The following is a 16,856-nucleotide window of genomic DNA, read 5'->3' as shown; positions in this document are numbered from 1 at the left end:
GCGGGGACCCCGACTCACCGCAGTCCAGTTCTCCAACCGTGCCGCCTCAGGCACGACCACCAGTGCGCGGCCGGCCGGGGCACCCGGCGCCGTGCCATCGACAGCCGGACCGGAGGTGAGCATGAACGGCGAGTCCGTGAGCGGTGAACACGGCCACATCCCGGTCATGGCCCAGCGGATGTTCGAGCTGCTGGCCCCGGCGCTGACCCGGCAGTCCGCAGACGGCACCGGCGCGGTGCTCATCGACGGCACCCTCGGCGCCGGCGGACACACCGAGTACTTTCTGCAGCGGCTGCCCGGCCTGACCGTGCACGGCATCGACCGGGACGAGAACGCGCTGGCCATCGCCGGCGAGCGGCTCGCCGGCTACGGCGGGCGGCTGATCACCCACCACGCGCGCTACGACCAGATCGGCGGGGTGGCCGCCGAGGCCGGCCTCGACGAGACCGACGGGATCCTGCTCGACCTCGGCGTCTCCTCGATGCAGCTCGACCAGGCCGACCGCGGCTTCGCCTACGCCGTGGACGCACCGCTGGACATGCGGATGGACGCCGACGACGAGCTGACCGCCGCAGACGTGCTCAACACCTACGACCACGGGGCGCTGGCGCGGGTGCTCAGCGAGTACGGCGAGGAACGCTTCGCCGGGAAGATCGCTTCGGCGGTACTGCGCGAGCGGGCCGTGGCGCCGTTCACCACCAGCGCCCGCCTGGTCGAACTGCTCTACGACACCATCCCGGCCGCGACCCGGCGCACCGGCGGCCACCCGGCCAAGCGGACCTTCCAGGCGCTGCGCATCGAGGTGAACCGGGAACTCGACTCGCTGCGCGCGGTGATTCCGGCCGCACTGAATCTGCTCGCAGTGGGCGGCCGTCTGGCCGTGATGAGCTACCAGTCCCTCGAGGACCGGCTGGTCAAGCGGGACTTCGCCGACGCCGTCCGCAGCACCACCCCGCCCGGACTGCCGGTGGACCTGCCCGGCACGCAGGCGCGCTTCGCGCTGGTCACCCGCGGCGCCGAACAGGCCGACGACCAGCAGCGCGCAGAGAACCCCAGATCCGCACCGGTGCGGGTCCGGGCGATCGAACGGATCGCCCCGGGCCCCGCCCCGGTCGCCAGCCCAGGAGAGAGGAACCGGCGATGACCCTGCTCGACGATCGCTCGACCACCACCTCCGACGAGGACCGGGCCGCCCGTCGCCGTCCGGCCGCAGGCGAACGCCGGACGCGCAGCGGCGCCGCCGAGCAGACCGGCGAGCGCCGGGTGCGGCGCGGCACCGGCAGTCTGGCCGCCGGCCGCCGGAAGGCGGCCGCCGAGGCCGAGAGCCTGTTCGCCCGGCTGCGGGCCATGCCGCTGGTGCTGCCTCTGGTCGCCCTGGTCGTCGGCGCCCTGGCCATCACCCTGTACCTGTCCACCAAGTCGGCGCAGGACGCCTATGCGCTGGCCGCCGCCAAGGCCGAGAACCAGTCGCTCTCGGACAAGCGGGACGAGCTGAAGAAGACCTACGACTCGGGCAACTCCGCGCCCGAACTGTCCGACAAGGCCGGCAAGCTCGGCATGGTGCCGGTCGCCGGCGCCCCGCAGATGGTCGTCGGCGCCGACGGCAAGGCCCGGCTGCAGGGCACGCTCGACCCGGTCACGGGCCGGCGGATGGACTCGCTGAACCCGGCGCCCGACCCCGTCTCGCAGATCGACGGCACCAAGGTCGACGACTCGACCGGTCTCAACGGCGGATCCGAACTCGGCGACGGCCGCCGGTCCTCGGGCACCGAAACCTCCGGGACCGAGTCGTCGCCCGGCACCGAAGCGTCCGGCACCGAGTCGACCGGCGACCGGACCTCCGGCCGGGCACCGGCCGGCGAGCAGCCCGGCGAATCCGGCGAATCCGCCGAGCCCGATGCGCCGGCGCCGAATGTGCTGCCGTCAAGCGCCGCCACGCCGGGGCGCAATGCGCCGCAGGAGCGCTGATCCAGTGGAGGATGGACGTCTATGAGCCGGACCGCCACGCCACAGCGGCCCGCAGGCCGCCGCGACGGCTGGCCGGCGGGTGGCGCCGGCACAGAGACTCCCGGTGACCCCCCACCCGTCGACGGTGCCGTCACGGGCTTCTCCAGCCCCGGAGAGGCCCGTTTCGTCGGACGTCAGCGGATCCTCGGCATCATCATCCTGGTGCTCGCGCTGGCCGTCGCCGGCCGGCTGGTCTACGTCAACGTGCTCAACGCCGGCAGCATCTCCGCGCAGGCCTCGCAGCAGCGCTCGGACAAGGTGACCCTGTACGCCAAGCGCGGGGCCATCCTCGACCGCGAGGGCCGACCGCTGGCCTACACCGCCGAGGCGCGGTCCCTGACCTTCCTGCCCAAGGCGGTCCGCAAGTCCATCGACACCGAGCACAAGAAGAATCCGGAACTGCCGGATGTGCCCACCCGGCTCGCCCAGATCGCGGCCGGCGTGTCCGAGGCGCTCGGCGGTTCGATCAGCGAGCAGGATCTGTTCGCCAAACTGAGCTCGGACACCGGCTTCGTCTACCTGGCGCGGTCCATCCCGCCCGATCTCGCCGGCCGGATCACCGACGAGTTCCCGGAGGTGGGTGCCGACCCGGAGAGCGTGCGGGTGTACCCGGGCGGTTCGCTGGCGGCCAATGTGGTCGGCGACGTGGGCTACGACGGCAACGGCGCGATGGGCCTGGAGTCCTCGCTCGACCCGATCCTGGCCGGCATGAACGGCACCCAGACCTACGATCGAGGTCAGGACGGCGCCATCATCCCGGGCAGCATGCGCAACGTGCATCCGGCGATCGACGGCAAGACCGTCCGCCTCACCCTCGACTCGGACATCCAGTGGTTCGTGCAGAGCCAGGTGAACGCGGCCAAGAAGAACTCCGGCGCCCAGAACGTCTCGGCGGTGGTCCTGGACGCGAAGAGCGGCGAAGTGCTGGCCATGGCCAACGACACCACCTTCAACCCGGACCGTCCGCTCGACGAGCAGGACGACGACGTCGACACCGGCAACCGGGCGGTCACCTCGCCTTTCGAGCCCGGCTCGGTGAACAAGCTGGTGGTGGCATCGGCGGCGATCGAGGCCGGGCTGACCACTCCCGACGAGGTACTGCAGGTGCCGGGCTCGATCGCCATGTCCGGCATCACGGTCAACGACGCCTGGCAGCACGGGACGCTGCCGCTGACCACCACCGGGATCTTCGGCAAGTCCTCCAACGTCGGCACCCTGATGCTCGCGCAGCGGGTGGGGGAGAAGCGTTTCGCCGACATGCTCGCCAAGTTCGGGCTCGGTCACCGCACCGGCATCGGCCTTCCGGGTGAGAGCGGCGGCAACGTGCCCGCGCTGAGCCAGTGGTCCGGCGGTTCGTTCGCCAACCTGCCGATCGGGCAGGGTCTGTCGATGACCCTGCTGCAGATGACCTCGATGTATCAGGCCATCGCCAACGACGGGGTCCGGGTGACCCCGCGCATCCTGGTGCCGGCCGACGGTCTGCACGGCACCGGATTCGAGGCGCCCGAGTCGGTGCGGGTGGTGAGTCCGCAGTCGGCCACCACGGTCCGCAACATGTTCCGGGCGGTCATGCAGAACGATCCGACGGGCGTGCAGAACGGCACCGGCGCCACCGGGGCGATCGCCGGCTACCAGACCTCGGGTAAGACCGGCACCGCCCAGCAGGTGGATCCGGCGTGCAACTGCTACTCCAAGTCCAGCTACAACATCACCTTCGCCGGCATCGCACCCGCCGACGATCCGCGCTACGTGGTGGGCATCATGATGGACAATCCGGTGCGCAGCTCCGACGGCAGCGGCGGACAGTCCGCGGCGCCGCTGTTCTCCACCATCGGGGGCTGGCTGCTGCAGCACGGACAGGTGCCGCGATCGGCCCACCCGGCGCCTAAGCTCAAGCTGCAGGCCTGAGACCGCTCCGGCGGGCCGGACACGTCCTAGGCTCGGTGCAGGGCCGGACGGAAGCGGCGGCGAGACGATCGGCCTGCGAAGCGGCCCACGGAAAGGTGTGACGAGGACAGTGGTGGACAACTCTGCGGCAGCGGGCGATCCGGGTGCGCCGGGCATTGTGCGGCCCGAACGGATCGCCGGTGTCTCACTGGCCGAACTGGCCCGGCTGACCGGCGCCGATCTGCTCGGTTCCGGGGACACGGTGGTCGTCGGGGCCACCCTGCGGGCTCAGCGGGCCGGCGACGGTGAACTCTTCGCCGCGCTGCCCGGTACGCGCGCCCACGGCGGGGCGTACGCGGCCGACGCGGTCGCCCGCGGTGCCGTGGCCGTGCTCACCGACCCGGCCGGCGCCGACCTGCTGGCTCAACGCGGCGTGCAGGTGCCCGCCCTGGTGCATCCCGCGCCGCGCGAGGTGCTCGGACTGATCTCGTCGCGCATCTACGACGACCCCTCGGACCGGCTCACCCTGATCGGTATCACCGGCACCTCCGGAAAGACCACCACCGCCTACCTGACCGAGGCGGCGCTGCGCGCCGCCGGCGAGGTGGTCGGGCTGATCGGCACCGTGGGCATCCGGATCGACGGCCGGCCGGTGCCCAGCGCGCTGACCACCCCGGAGGCCCCGGATCTGCAGCGGACGCTGGCGGTCATGGCCGAGCGGGGCGTCACCGCGGTGGTCATGGAGGTCTCCAGCCATGCGCTCTCGCTGGGCCGGGTCGACGGCTGCCGGTTCGCCGTCGGCGGCTTCACCAATCTGTCCCAGGACCATCTGGACTTCCACCACACCATGGAGGAGTACTTCGAGGCCAAGGCGCGGCTCTTCGACGGGACCTCCCCGGTGCGGGCAGTGCAGGCGGTGATCTGCGTCGACGACGACTGGGGCGAGCGGATGGCCCAGCGCGCCCGGTCCGGCGCGGAGAAGGTGGCGACGGTGTCCACCCGGGGCCGGGCGGACTGGTCGGTGGCCGGGCGAATCGCCGAGGACGCGGGGACGCAGACGGTGCTCGCCGCCGCCCCCGACGGGTCCGAGGAGGTGCTGACGGTGCCGCTGCCGGGCGCCTACAACGTGGCCAACGCCCTGCTCGCCGTCGCGCTCGCGCACACCGCCGGGGTGCCGGTGCCGGTCGCCGCGGAGGGCCTGACGCAGGTCGCCGTGCCGGGCCGGCTGGAGAAGGTCGACCGGGGCCAGGACTTCCTGGCCGTCGTCGACTACGCCCACAAGCCCGCGGCGGTGCAGGCCGTGCTCGAGACACTCGGCGCCGGCCACCCGGGCCGGATCGCGGTGGTGCTCGGTGCCGGCGGCGACCGGGACACCGAGAAGCGCCCGCTGATGGGGGCCGCGGCGGCCCGCGGTGCCGACCTGGTGATCGTCACCGACGACAATCCGCGCAGCGAGGACCCCGCCGCGATCCGGGCGGCGGTGCTGTCCGGCGCCGAACAGGTGACCGGCGACCAGCGCCGCGCCGCGCAGATCCGGGAGATCGGCGACCGCGCGACGGCGATCGATGCGGCCGTGACCTGGGCGCAGCCCGGCGACATCGTGCTGGTGGCCGGCAAGGGCCACGAGACCGGACAGCAGGTGGGCGAGACGGTGCTGCCCTTCGACGACCGGGTGGAGCTGGGCCGGGCGCTCGAGACGGCGCGCGCCGGCCGCACGTCCGGGCCCCGGACGGATCAGGACGGCGCCGGAGTGCTGACGGCCTTCGTCGCCCCCGCCGGCGCGGATGTGAGCCGAGCCCGAACCCTGCTGCGCGAGATGGTGGCCCACGCCGCCGACACCGGGGCCGGCAGCGCACACCGAGGCGGTGCCGGCGAGCAGTCCGGTCCCGGACGCCGGACCTGGGCGTTCTTCGGTGAGCTGGCCGCCGACCCGGGAGAGGGCACCGACGACAACGCCCGGGCGGTGCAGCACGATCTGCTCGGCCGGCAGGCGGTCCGGCTGGCGGTGGACCAGACGGTGGCCGTCGGCGCCACCCGGGTGGCCCGGGCACTGCACCAGGGAGCGGTGATGGAGGGTTCGTGGGGAGAGGAGGCGGACTTCTACCGCACCCCCGACGAGCTGGTGGCCGCCCTCGAGGCCGGTCCGGCCGACGACGCGCCGCGGGCCGGTGACGTGGTGGTGGTGGCCGGCGGCGAGGGCCTCGCGGACGCGCTGCTGACCTACTGGCGTGAGCGGGCGGGGCTCGCGGTGTCGGTGCGGGACAGCTGAATCGGTACCCGGACGTCACCGTCGGATACCGGAGCGGACACAATGAACAAGCGCACGGGAGTCGTTCCCGGGTGATCGGGCCCGGGCACAGTACATTCATTCCTCGGCCGGACAGGGGTCCGCGCCGGTCGTCGAGACGAGACGTCGTGACGGAAGATAGGGCAGAAGGACGCATGCAGTGACTCAGATCCTGATCGGCGGTGCGATCGCACTGGTGGTGTCGATCCTGCTGACGCCGGTGCTGATCCGGGTGTTCTCCCGGCAGGGGTTCGGCCAGGAGATCCGCACCGAGGGGCCGCAGAGCCACCAGGCCAAGCGGGGTACCCCGTCGATGGGCGGCGTGGCCATCCTGGTGGCCATCTGGGCCGGTTACCTGGGCTCCTACATCTACAGTGCGGCCATCGGCGACGGCGGCCCCACCGCGTCGGGCCTGCTGGTCCTGGGGCTGGCGACCGCACTCGGCGCCGTCGGCTTCCTCGACGACTTCATCAAGATCCACAAGCAGCGCAACCTGGGCCTGAACAAGACCGCCAAGTCGGTGGGCCAGTTCGCCGCCGCCATCATCTTCGGCATTCTGCTGCTGCAGTTCCGCAACGGCGCCGATCTGACCCCGGCCAGCGACAAGCTGTCGTACGTCCGGGACATCAACGCGATCAGTCTCACCGCCGTCGGCTTCGTCATCTTCTGCTGGCTGGTGGTGGCCGCCTGGTCCAACGCGGTGAACTTCACCGACGGGCTCGACGGGCTGGCCGCCGGCTCGGCCGCGATGGTGATGGGCACCTACGTGCTGATCACCATGTGGCAGGAACGCAACTCCTGCCAGGTGCTCGAGCCGGGCGCCAATGCCAACGGCTGCTACAACGTGCGCGACCCGCACGACCTGGCGCTGGTGGCCATGGTCGCTGCGGCCGCCTGCCTGGGCTTCCTCTGGTGGAATGCGGCCCCGGCCAAGATCTTCATGGGCGACACCGGCTCGCTGGCCCTGGGCGGCCTGGTGGCCGGACTGTCGATCACCACCCGCACCGAACTGCTGATGGTGGTCATCGGCGCGCTGTTCGTGGCCGAGATCGTCTCGGTGGTGATTCAGATCGGCTACTTCCGGACCACCGGCAAACGCGCCTTCCGGATGGCGCCCTTCCATCACCACTTCGAACTGGGCGGCTGGGCCGAGACCACGGTGATCATCCGGTTCTGGCTGCTCGCGGCCACCTCGTGTGCGCTCGGCCTGGGCCTGTTCTACGGCGAGTTCGTCAGCCAGACCGGCGGCTGACCGGCCGATGACTCCCCGTGTCGACGACGATCCGGCGCGCCTGCACCTGAGCGGCGCGCGGGTGCTGATCGCCGGTGCCGGCACCACCGGCGTCGCGGTGCTGGCCGCGCTCACCGAGTGGGGTGCGGAGGCGATCCTGGTGGACCGGAGGTTCGCCGATCCGGACGCCGCCGTGCCGTCCGGCGCGCAGACCGCGGTTCCGGCCGACTACGCCGACCGTCCCGGCGCCTTCACCGGCATCGACCTGGTGGTCACCTCGCCGGGCTTCCGCCCCGACGATGCGGTGCTCACCGCGGCCGCGGCCGCCGGCGTGCCGGTGTGGGGCGATGTGGAGCTGGCCTGGCGTGCCGACCGGGCCGGGCTGACCGGCCCGCCGCGCCGCTGGCTGGTGATCACCGGCACCAACGGCAAGACCACCACCACGTCGATGACCGAGGCCGTCCTGCAGGCGGCCGGCATCGCCGGGGTGGCCTGCGGCAACATCGGCCTGACCGTGCTCGACGCGCTGCGCGCGCAGCCGCGCGCCGAGGTGCTGTGCGTGGAGGCGTCGTCGTTCCAGCTGCACTGGGCGCCGTCGGTGCGTCCGGATGCCGGGGTGGTGCTCAATGTGGCCGATGATCACCTGGACTGGCACGGCTCCTTCGCCGCGTACCGGGACGCCAAGGCGCGGGTGCTGCGCGGCCGGATTGCGGTGGTCGGCCTCGACGATGCGGTGGCCGGCGCTCTGCCGGTGGAACCGCCGTCCCGGCGCGTGGGCTTCACCCTGGGCGCTCCGGCCCGCGGCGAGCTCGGCGTGCGCGACGGCGTGCTCGTCGACGCCGCCTTCACCGACGGTGCGCCGGCCGAGCTGCTGCCGGCCGACCGGGTCCGGCCGTCCGGGCCGTCGGGCATCGCCGATGCGCTGGCCGCCGCCGCGCTGACCCGCTCGATCGGGGTGCCGGTCGATGCGGTGGCCCGCGGACTGGCCGGCTTCACCCCCGGGGCGCACCGCGGTGCGGTGGTCGCCTCGATCGGTCCGGTGCGCTTCGTCGACGATTCCAAGGCCACCAACCCGCACGCTGCGCAGGCCGCGATCGACGGCCAGCAGCGGGTGGTGCTGATCGCCGGCGGCCTGCTCAAGGGTGCGCCGGTCGACGAGCTGGTGCAGCGCAGCGCCGATCGGCTGGCCGGGGTAATCGCGATCGGCGCCGATCGGCAGATCATTGTGGACGCGATTGCGCGACACGCCCCACAAGTCCCAACCGTCTCAGTATTCACAGGGGACGATGGGAGCGTGATTCTTCATCGGACTGCTGACCCAGATCGTGCCGATCGTGTCCAGACGCTGCCGGCCGGCGGCGATCCGGCCGTCGCGGTGATGACGCAGGCGGTGCACAGCGCCTGGGCGCTGGCTCAGGACGATCCCGCCACCACCGCCGTGCTGCTGGCGCCGGCCGCCGCCTCGCTGGACATGTTCCCCGGTTACAGCGCCCGCGGCGATGCCTTCGCCGCCGCCGCCGCCGAGCTGGCGACCGCCGCGGAGCGCTGAGCGATGGCCGCAGCCGATCAGCAGTCTGCGGTGAAGACCGACCAGAACGAGTCCTCGTCGGGCCGGTCCGTTCCGCAGCTCAACTTCACGATGCCGCGGCTGGACGCGCGCAGCTGGCTCTCGACCCTGCGGGAGGGGATCGGCACCCTGCTCGCCCGGCCGCTCACCTCCTTCCACCTGATCGTCTCGCTGGCGGTGGTGCTCACGGCGCTCGGTCTGATCATGGTGCTCTCGGCCTCGTCGGTGGAGGGCTACGCCGAAGGCAGCTCGTCGTACGGCATGTTCGCCACCCAGGTGATCTTCGCGATCGCCGGCTGGCTGAGCTTCTACGGCATCCTCAAGATGCCGATCCGCTACTTCCGCCGCTTCGCCACCGTCGGCATCGTGGCCTCCCTGGCACTGCTCGCCCTGGTCCTGGTGCCCAGCATCGGCGTGAAGGTCAACGGTGCACGCCGCTGGTTCGACATCGCCGGCATCTCCATCCAGCCGTCCGAGCTGGCCAAGGTGGCGCTGTGCGTGTGGGGCGCGCACCTGCTGGCCTCGCGCAAACACGTCGGCGCCTGGGGCCGGGAACTACTCTTCCCGCTGGTGCCGGTCGCGGTGTTCATGTGCGTGCTGATCATCCTGGAGCCGAACCAGTCCACTACCATGATCATCGGCATCATCGTGGCCTCGCTGCTCTGGTTCAGCGGCCTGCCCGGGCAGGTCTTCGCCGGCTTCGCCGGGCTGTTCGCGCTGGCCGGTGCGCTGCTGGCGCTCAGCGCCGACTACCGCGCCGCCCGCGTGTTCAGCTTCCTGGACTCCTCGGGAGACGCGCTCGACTCGGGCTACCAGGCCACCCAGGCCAAATACGCACTGGCCAACGGCGGGGTCTTCGGCGTCGGCCTCGGGCAGTCCACCGCCAAGTGGAACTATCTGCCCAACGCGCACAACGACTTCATCTTCGCCATCATCGGCGAGGAGCTTGGCCTGATCGGGGCGCTGTCGGTGGTGGGCCTGTTCCTGCTGCTGGCCTACACCGGCATGCGGATCGCCCGGCGCAGCACCGACCCGTTCCTGCGGCTGCTGTGCGCCACCATCACCGTGCTGATCACCGCGCAGGTGTTCATCAACATCGGCTACGTGGTGGGTCTGCTGCCGGTCACCGGTATCCAGCTGCCGTTGCTCTCGCAGGGCGGCACGTCGATGCTGACCATGCTGACCATGCTCGGCCTGCTCGCCAGCGCCGCCCGGCACGAACCCGAAGCGGTCGCGGCGCTCTCGACCGGTAGCCAGCGAGGGCTGTCCCGGCTGCTCCGGCTGCCGGCCCCGGCCGCCTACCAGCCGCGAGCGGTGGACCGCCTGCACGACCGGCTCGATCGCCGGCGCAGCGCCGGCACCCGTCCGGCCGAGCCGCGCCGCGGACCGCGGCCCGCACCGGCCGCCGCCCGGGTGCGCCGGCCGGTGACCGGGACGCCGCCGGTCCGAGGTGTACGGGCGCGTGATCAGCGGTCCGACGAGATCCACTATCCTGCAGGGCAGACACGCGCCAGGAATCCGCAGGATCTCCGCCGCTCCACCGGTCGCGGTGGGCGGAGTGCCGGCGCGCCGAGGCGAACGGAGTACAGGCACCGGTGAGCAGTGACGATCGGCCCGCTGGCCTGTCCGTAGTGGTCGCCGGCGGGGGTACCGCCGGCCACATCGAACCCGCCCTGGCCGTCGCCGACGCCGTGGCGCGGCGCGATCCGCAGGCCCGGATCACGGCCCTGGGCACCGCCCGCGGGCTCGAGACGCGCATCGTGCCCGATCGCGGCTACCGCCTGGAACTGATTCCGCCGGCCCCGCTGCCGCGCACCCCCGGCATGGACCTGCTCAAGACCCCGTACCGGCTCAGCCGGTCGGTGGCCGCCGCCCGCCGGGTGCTCACCGACGTCCAGGCCGACGTGGTGATCGGCTTCGGCGGCTATGTGGCGCTGCCGGCCTACCTGGCGGCGCGCAGCCGGGTGCGTCCGGCGCGGCGCCTGCCCGTGGTGATCCACGAGGCCAACGCCAGCGCGGGCATCGCCAATAAGATCGGCGCCCGCTTCGCCGACCGGATCCTCGCCGCCGTACCCGGCAGCGGACTGGCCGACGCCCAGGTCGTGGGCATTCCGGTGCGCGCGGCGATCGCCGACCTGGACCGGGCGGCCGTGCGCCGGCAGGCCCGGGAGTTCTTCGGCCTCGACCCGCAGGCGCCCACCCTGCTGGTCTTCGGCGGCTCGCAGGGGGCTCAGCAGCTCAACGACGCGGTCGCCGGGGCGGCCGCGGAACTCGGTGCCGCCGGTATCGGCGTGCTCCATGCGCACGGCCCCAAGAACACGGTGGAGGTCAGCAGCCCGGACGGCGCCCCCGCCTACGTTCCGGTGAGCTACATCGACCGGATGGATCTCGCCTACGCCGCCGCCGACCTGGTGATCTGCCGGTCCGGCGCGATGACCGTCGCCGAGATCTCCGCGACCGGCCTGCCCGCCGTGTACGTGCCGCTGGCGCACGGCAACGGCGAACAGGCGCTCAACGCTCAGCCGGCCGTGCAGGCCGGGGCCGCTCTGCTGGTGGACAACGCCGACCTGACCGCGGACTGGGTCCGCCGCGAGGTGCCCGCGCTGCTGCGCGATACGCAGCGGCTCGCGGCCATGAGCGAGGCCGGGGCCGGTATCGGGCACCGGGACGCGGCCGACATCGTCGCCGCGGCCGCCCTGGAACTCGCCGGGGCCCGACGCGGCCGGGGAGGCCGGGCATGACCGACCAGACCGCACCGGCCGGCGCCGACGGCCTGACCCCGCCCGGCCCGGCGCTGCCGGACCTGCTGCGGCGGGTGCACATGGTGGGGATCGGCGGCGCGGGCATGTCCGGGCTGGCCCGGATCCTGCTCGCCCGCGGGGGACAGGTCTCCGGCTCGGATGCCCGGGAGAGCCGCGGAGTGATCGCCCTGCGCGCCCGCGGCGCGCAGGTGCAGGTGGGTCACGACCCCGCGGCGCTGACCCTGCTCGACGGCGGACCCACGGTGGTCGTCACCACCCACGCCGCCATCCCGGCCGACAATCCGGAACTGGTCGCGGCCCGCGAGCGTGGCATCGAGGTCCTCTACCGCCCGCAGGTGCTGGCGCAGTTGATGGCCGACTACCGCACACTGTTGATCACCGGCACGCACGGCAAGACCTCCACCACCTCGATGGCGGTGGTGGCCCTGCAGCAGCAGGGGGCCGACCCGTCCTTCGCGATCGGCGGTGAACTCAACGAATCGGGCACCAACGCCCATCACGGCAGCGGCGAGGTCTTCGTCGCCGAGGCCGACGAGAGCGACGGCTCACTGCTCGAGTACCGGCCCGACGTGGTGGTGGTGACCAACATCGAGGTCGACCACCTCGACTTCTTCGGTTCGGAACAGGCCTATGTGGACGTCTTCGACGCCTTCGCGGCGCAGATCCGTCCCGGCGGCACGCTGGTGGTGTGCCTCGACGATCCGGGGGCGGCGGCGTTCGGCGGCCGCTGCGCCGGCTCGCTCGCGGCCGGGGTCACGGTGCTCGGCTACGGCACCGGCGCCCACGCGGACCTGGCGCCCTCGGTGCCGCTGGTGGCCGAACTCCTCGAGGCGGGTGCGCAGGGCACCGGGTCGAGCAATCGGGTGCGGCTGGCCGCGCCGGTGGGCCCGGGGGTCGAGCGCAGCCTGCAGGTGACCCTGCCCGGACGGCATATGGCACTCAACGCGCTCGGTGCGCTCACCGGTGCCGCCGCGCTGCTCGGCGACCCGGGATCGATCGACCGGCTGATCGACGGCATCGAGAGCTTCGGCGGCGTGCACCGCCGGTTCGAGTTCCGCGGCCGCTCCGGCGGGGTGGACCTCTACGACGACTACGCCCACCATCCCACCGAGGTGCGGGCGGTGCTGTCGGCGGCCCGGACCCTGGTCGCCGACGACCGCGGCCGCCGGGTGATCGCCGTCTTCCAGCCGCACCTGTATTCGCGGACCGCCGAATTCGCGGAGGGCTTCGCCGCCGCACTGAGCCTGGCCGACGAGGTGATCGTCGCCGACGTCTACGGGGCGCGGGAGGAGCCGCAGCCAGGCGTCACCGGACGGCTCATCTCCGACCAGGTCACCGTGCCGGCGGTGTTCGTCGACTCGATCTCCGAACTGGCCCCGGCCGTCGCCGAGCGGGCCCGGCCCGGCGACGTGGTGCTGATCATCGGCGCCGGAGACATCACCATGCAGGCCCCGCCGATCCTGGACGCGCTGAGTTCGCTGTCGTGACCACTCGCGGATCCGAGCAGAGACGGGAGCCCGCGCGGCGCGGCGACCGGGGGCGCCTCGACCCGGAGGCGCTGGCCGCCCGGGACGCCGGCCGTCGTCGGCTGTGGCGGCTGCTCGGCGCGATCGGCCTGGTCGCCGTGATCGCCGGACTCGCGGCTGTCGCCTACTTCTCGCCGCTGATGTCGGTGCGCACGGTCACCGTCGACGGGCTGACCACGCTCCCGCGCGGCCAGGTTCTCGGGGTGGCGGACGTGCCGATGGGCACACCGCTGCTGCAGGTGGACACCGCCGCGGTGGCTCAGCGGGTCTCGACGATCCCGGCGGTGGAGACGGTCAAGGTGGAACGGAACTATCCGTCCACCATCACCATCGACGTGCGCGAGCGCACCCCGCGGGTGCTGGTGCCGGCCGAGGACGACGGACTCGGCGTGATGGACCGGCTCGGCCTGGTCTACCGCACCTATCCGTCCAAGGACGCGATGGGCAAGGACGGAGTGGACGGGCGCCGCTACCGCGACCTGCCGACGCTGAACGTCCCCGAGCCGGGTCCTCAGGATCCGACCACCCTGGCCGCCCTGACGGTGGTGGGGGAGCTGCCCGGCTGGCTCGCGAAGATCGTCACCGGGGTGCAGGCGGACTCGCCGTCGAACATCACCCTCTCGCTGACCAAGGACCGCACCGTGATCTGGGGCGACGACGAGCAGTCGGCGGAGAAGGCAGACGCTCTGATGCACGTGCTGAAGATCACCGGCCGCCGCTACAACGTCTCGAGCCCGGAGTTTCCGGCGGTCACGTAACCGGGCCGTGCACCGGACCGGGCGATATCCGCAGGAAAAATCCCCGACACGCGGCGCGCCTCCTGGCAGAGCGTGCAGGCGGTCAATACCGTCTCTCTCAACACCGGAACTTGACATAACTATAACCCTTTGGTTGAGCTTTAGGGTTTGATTCGGATCAGGAAGGCATCATGACGCCACCGCACAACTACCTGGCTGTCATCAAAGTCGTCGGCATCGGCGGCGGAGGCGTCAACGCCGTCAATCGGATGATCGAGCAGGGCCTCAAGGGCGTGGAGTTCATCGCGATCAACACCGATGCGCAGGCTCTGCTGATCAGTGATGCCGATGTCAAGCTCGACATCGGCCGCGAGTCCACCCGCGGTCTGGGCGCCGGCGCCAATCCGGAGGTCGGCCGCAAGGCCGCCGAGGACGCCCGCGACGAGATCGAGGACCTGCTGCAGGGCGCCGACATGGTCTTCGTCACCGCCGGTGAGGGCGGCGGCACCGGCACTGGCGGCGCGCCGGTGGTGGCGGGCATCGCCCGCAAGCTCGGTGCCCTGACCGTGGGTGTGGTCACCCGGCCGTTCTCCTTCGAGGGCAAGCGCCGGGGCAACCAGGCCGACGAGGGAATCACGGCGCTGCGCGAGTCCTGCGACACGCTGATCGTCATCCCCAACGACCGGCTGCTCCAGCTCGGCGATTCGCAGGTGAGCCTGATGGACGCCTTCCGCAGCGCCGACGAGGTGCTCCTCAACGGTGTGCAGGGCATCACCGACCTGATCACCACCCCGGGTCTGATCAACGTCGACTTCGCCGACGTCAAGGGCGTGATGAGCGACGCCGGCAGCGCGCTGATGGGCATCGGCGCCTCCCGCGGCGAGGACCGGGCCCGCAAGGCGGCCGAGGCGGCCATCAACTCGCCGCTGCTCGAGGCCTCCATGGAGGGCGCGCGCGGCGTGCTCATCTCCATCGCCGGCGGCAGCGATCTGGGTCTGTTCGAGATCAACGACGCGGCCAGCCAGGTCCAGGAGGCCGCGCACGAGGAGGCCAACATCATCTTCGGCACCGTGATCGACGACAACCTCGGCGACGAGGTGCGGGTCACCGTGATCGCCGCCGGCTTCGACGGCGGCTCGCCGCGCAAGCGGTCCGAGGCGGCGGCCGTCAGGCCGGGCACCGTCTCGTCCGAGACCTCGGGCACCACGGCCAAGGCGCCGGCCGACGACCCGCTCTTCGGTAAGAATCCGGCGCCGGCCGGCGATCCGTTCGACAGCGCCGCACCGCGCCGCAACGCGGTCCGGTTCGACGACGAAGAGGTCGACGTCCCCGACTTCATGAAGTGATGTCTGCCCCGCAGACTCGCACCCGGCGCGCGGTGACCACGCGCGCCGGAGGCGTCTCCGCACCGCCCTACGATTCGTTCAACCTGGGCGACCACGTCGGCGACGATCCGGCCGCGGTGGCGGCCAACCGGGAGCGCTTGGCCCGCGACCTGGGAGTGCCGCCGGAGCGGATGGTCTGGATGGAACAGATCCACTCGCGCACGGTGACCGTCGTCGACGGCCCGGTGGACGGTCCGGTGCCGGCCACCGATGCGCTGGTGACCGCACAGCCTGATCTGGCGCTGGCGGTGCTCACCGCCGACTGCGTGCCGGTGCTGCTCTCCGACGACGAGGCCGGGGTGATCGCCGCGGTGCACGCCGGCCGGATCGGGGCCCGGATCGGCATTCTGCCCGCCGTCCTCGAGACCATGATCGGACTGGGCGCGCGCCCGGAGCGCATCGGCGCGCTGCTCGGGCCGGCCGCCTCCGGCGAGCGTTACGAGGTGCCGCCGGAGATGCAGCGCGACGTGGAGCGGCACCTGCCGGGCAGCGCCTGCCGGACCCGGCAGGGCACCGCCGGCCTGGACATCCGGGCCGGGCTGTACGCGCAGCTCGAGGCCGCCGGGGTCGAGGCGATCGCGGTGGATCCGCGCTGCACGATCGACGACCCCGCACTGTTCAGTCACCGCCGCGGCGCTCCCACCGGCCGGCTGGCGTCGGTGATCTGGCGCGAGACCGGCGGGGCCGCGTGATGGCCGGGCCGATCGGCGAGGGGTCGGCGGACCAGGTGCGCCGGGCGCAGCTGTCGGAGTCGCTGGCGGCGGCCCGCGAGCGGGTCGCGGCGGCCGAGCGCGCCGCAGGCCGTCCGGCGGGGAGCGCGCGGCTGATGGTGGTCACCAAGTACTTCCCGGCCCGCGACATGGAACTGCTGATCGAACTCGGTGCCGCCGAGTTCGGCGAGAACCGCGAGCCGGAGGCCGGACGCAAGGTGGCGCAGGTGCGCGAGGACCGGCCGGAGAGCGTGTTCACCGTCGACATGATCGGCTCGCTGCAGCGCAAGAAGGCGCGCACGGTCGCCCGCTGGGCGCACCGGGTGCAGTCGGTCGATTCGGCCGAACTCGTCGACGCTCTCGCCGCCGCGGCGCGGTCGAGTCTCGAGCGCGGGGACCGCACCACACCGCTGGGCGTCCTGCTGCAGCTGAGTCTGGACGGCGATCCGCGGCGTGGGGGAGCGGTGGCCGGCGCCCTGCCTGCTCTGGCCGATCAGGTGCTGGCCGCCGACGACGCGCTGCGGCTGGACGGGCTGATGGTGATCGCCCCGCTGAGCGGCGAGGCGGGCGCTCATCTGGCGGCCGCGGCCCGGGTCCACGAGCAGTTCCGAGAGCGGTATCCGCAGGCCGTCGAGCTCTCCGCCGGCATGTCCGGAGACCTGGAAGACGCGATCGTCAACGGATCGACATGCGTGCGTGTCGGAACCGCAATCATGGGCCCGCGACCGATACTCTCACCCTAGTCACATTGGTAACA

Annotated in this window: 13 protein-coding genes; all 13 read left to right on the top strand. The window is 72.3% G+C overall.

All coding sequences use genetic code 11. The features are described 5' to 3' along the window. Nucleotides 1-121 precede the first annotated feature (121 nt). On the top strand, nt 122-1,144 hold the full coding sequence (rsmH, locus tag ACJMNC_RS11255; RefSeq protein ID WP_408948044.1) for a 16S rRNA (cytosine(1402)-N(4))-methyltransferase RsmH: 1,023 nt from the start codon (nt 122-124) through the stop codon (nt 1,142-1,144). Further along, nucleotides 1,141-1,968, top strand: coding sequence for a hypothetical protein (locus ACJMNC_RS11250; RefSeq protein WP_408948043.1), 828 nt, complete (start codon nt 1,141-1,143; stop codon nt 1,966-1,968). The genes rsmH and ACJMNC_RS11250 overlap by 4 nt, the downstream gene beginning before the upstream one ends. A gap of 21 nt (nt 1,969-1,989) precedes the next feature. Next, a complete protein-coding gene (locus ACJMNC_RS11245) occupies nt 1,990-3,915 on the top strand; it encodes a peptidoglycan D,D-transpeptidase FtsI family protein (RefSeq protein WP_408948042.1) in 1,926 nt (641 codons plus the stop codon). A gap of 109 nt (nt 3,916-4,024) precedes the next feature. Then, complete coding sequence (locus ACJMNC_RS11240; protein ID WP_408948041.1) at nt 4,025-6,163, top strand: UDP-N-acetylmuramoyl-L-alanyl-D-glutamate--2,6-diaminopimelate ligase; 2,139 nt, start codon at nt 4,025-4,027, stop codon at nt 6,161-6,163. Nucleotides 6,164-6,341: 178 nt separating this feature from the next. After that, nucleotides 6,342-7,433, top strand: a complete 1,092-nt coding sequence (mraY, locus tag ACJMNC_RS11235; RefSeq protein WP_408948040.1) for a phospho-N-acetylmuramoyl-pentapeptide-transferase — start codon at nt 6,342-6,344, stop codon at nt 7,431-7,433. 7 nt (nt 7,434-7,440) lie between these two features. Beyond that, complete coding sequence (murD, locus tag ACJMNC_RS11230; RefSeq protein WP_408948039.1) at nt 7,441-8,961, top strand: UDP-N-acetylmuramoyl-L-alanine--D-glutamate ligase; 1,521 nt, start codon at nt 7,441-7,443, stop codon at nt 8,959-8,961. Between the two features lie 3 nt (nt 8,962-8,964). Continuing rightward, nucleotides 8,965-10,578: a putative lipid II flippase FtsW gene (gene ftsW / locus ACJMNC_RS11225; protein ID WP_408948038.1), complete on the top strand. Its 1,614-nt coding sequence runs from the start codon at nt 8,965-8,967 to the stop codon at nt 10,576-10,578. Continuing rightward, the gene (murG, locus tag ACJMNC_RS11220) at nt 10,575-11,720 is read left to right on the top strand and encodes an undecaprenyldiphospho-muramoylpentapeptide beta-N-acetylglucosaminyltransferase (protein ID WP_408948037.1); all 1,146 of its coding nucleotides are present in this window, start codon (nt 10,575-10,577) and stop codon (nt 11,718-11,720) included. Before ftsW ends, murG begins: the two co-directional genes overlap by 4 nt. Then, nucleotides 11,717-13,228 carry a UDP-N-acetylmuramate--L-alanine ligase gene (gene murC / locus ACJMNC_RS11215; protein WP_408948036.1) on the top strand — a complete coding sequence of 504 codons (1,512 nt, stop codon included), beginning with the start codon at nt 11,717-11,719 and terminating at the stop codon, nt 13,226-13,228. The genes murG and murC overlap by 4 nt, the downstream gene beginning before the upstream one ends. Beyond that, on the top strand, nt 13,225-14,025 hold the full coding sequence (locus tag ACJMNC_RS11210; protein WP_408948035.1) for a cell division protein FtsQ/DivIB: 801 nt from the start codon (nt 13,225-13,227) through the stop codon (nt 14,023-14,025). Before murC ends, ACJMNC_RS11210 begins: the two co-directional genes overlap by 4 nt. Nucleotides 14,026-14,195: 170 nt before the next feature. Next, a complete protein-coding gene (gene ftsZ / locus ACJMNC_RS11205) occupies nt 14,196-15,350 on the top strand; it encodes a cell division protein FtsZ (protein WP_408948034.1) in 1,155 nt (384 codons plus the stop codon). After that, complete coding sequence (gene pgeF / locus ACJMNC_RS11200; RefSeq protein WP_408948033.1) at nt 15,350-16,081, top strand: peptidoglycan editing factor PgeF; 732 nt, start codon at nt 15,350-15,352, stop codon at nt 16,079-16,081. The genes ftsZ and pgeF overlap by 1 nt, the downstream gene beginning before the upstream one ends. Beyond that, on the top strand, nt 16,081-16,842 hold the full coding sequence (locus ACJMNC_RS11195; protein WP_408948032.1) for a YggS family pyridoxal phosphate-dependent enzyme: 762 nt from the start codon (nt 16,081-16,083) through the stop codon (nt 16,840-16,842). Before pgeF ends, ACJMNC_RS11195 begins: the two co-directional genes overlap by 1 nt. Nucleotides 16,843-16,856 lie beyond the last annotated feature (14 nt).

It is taken from the genome of Gordonia sp. VNK21 (assembly GCF_046098115.1).
In the GTDB taxonomy this organism is placed as follows: Bacteria; Actinomycetota; Actinomycetes; order Mycobacteriales; family Mycobacteriaceae; genus Gordonia.
Note: the sequence above shows the minus strand (reverse complement) of the source record. Positions and strands in the feature narration are given on the sequence as shown.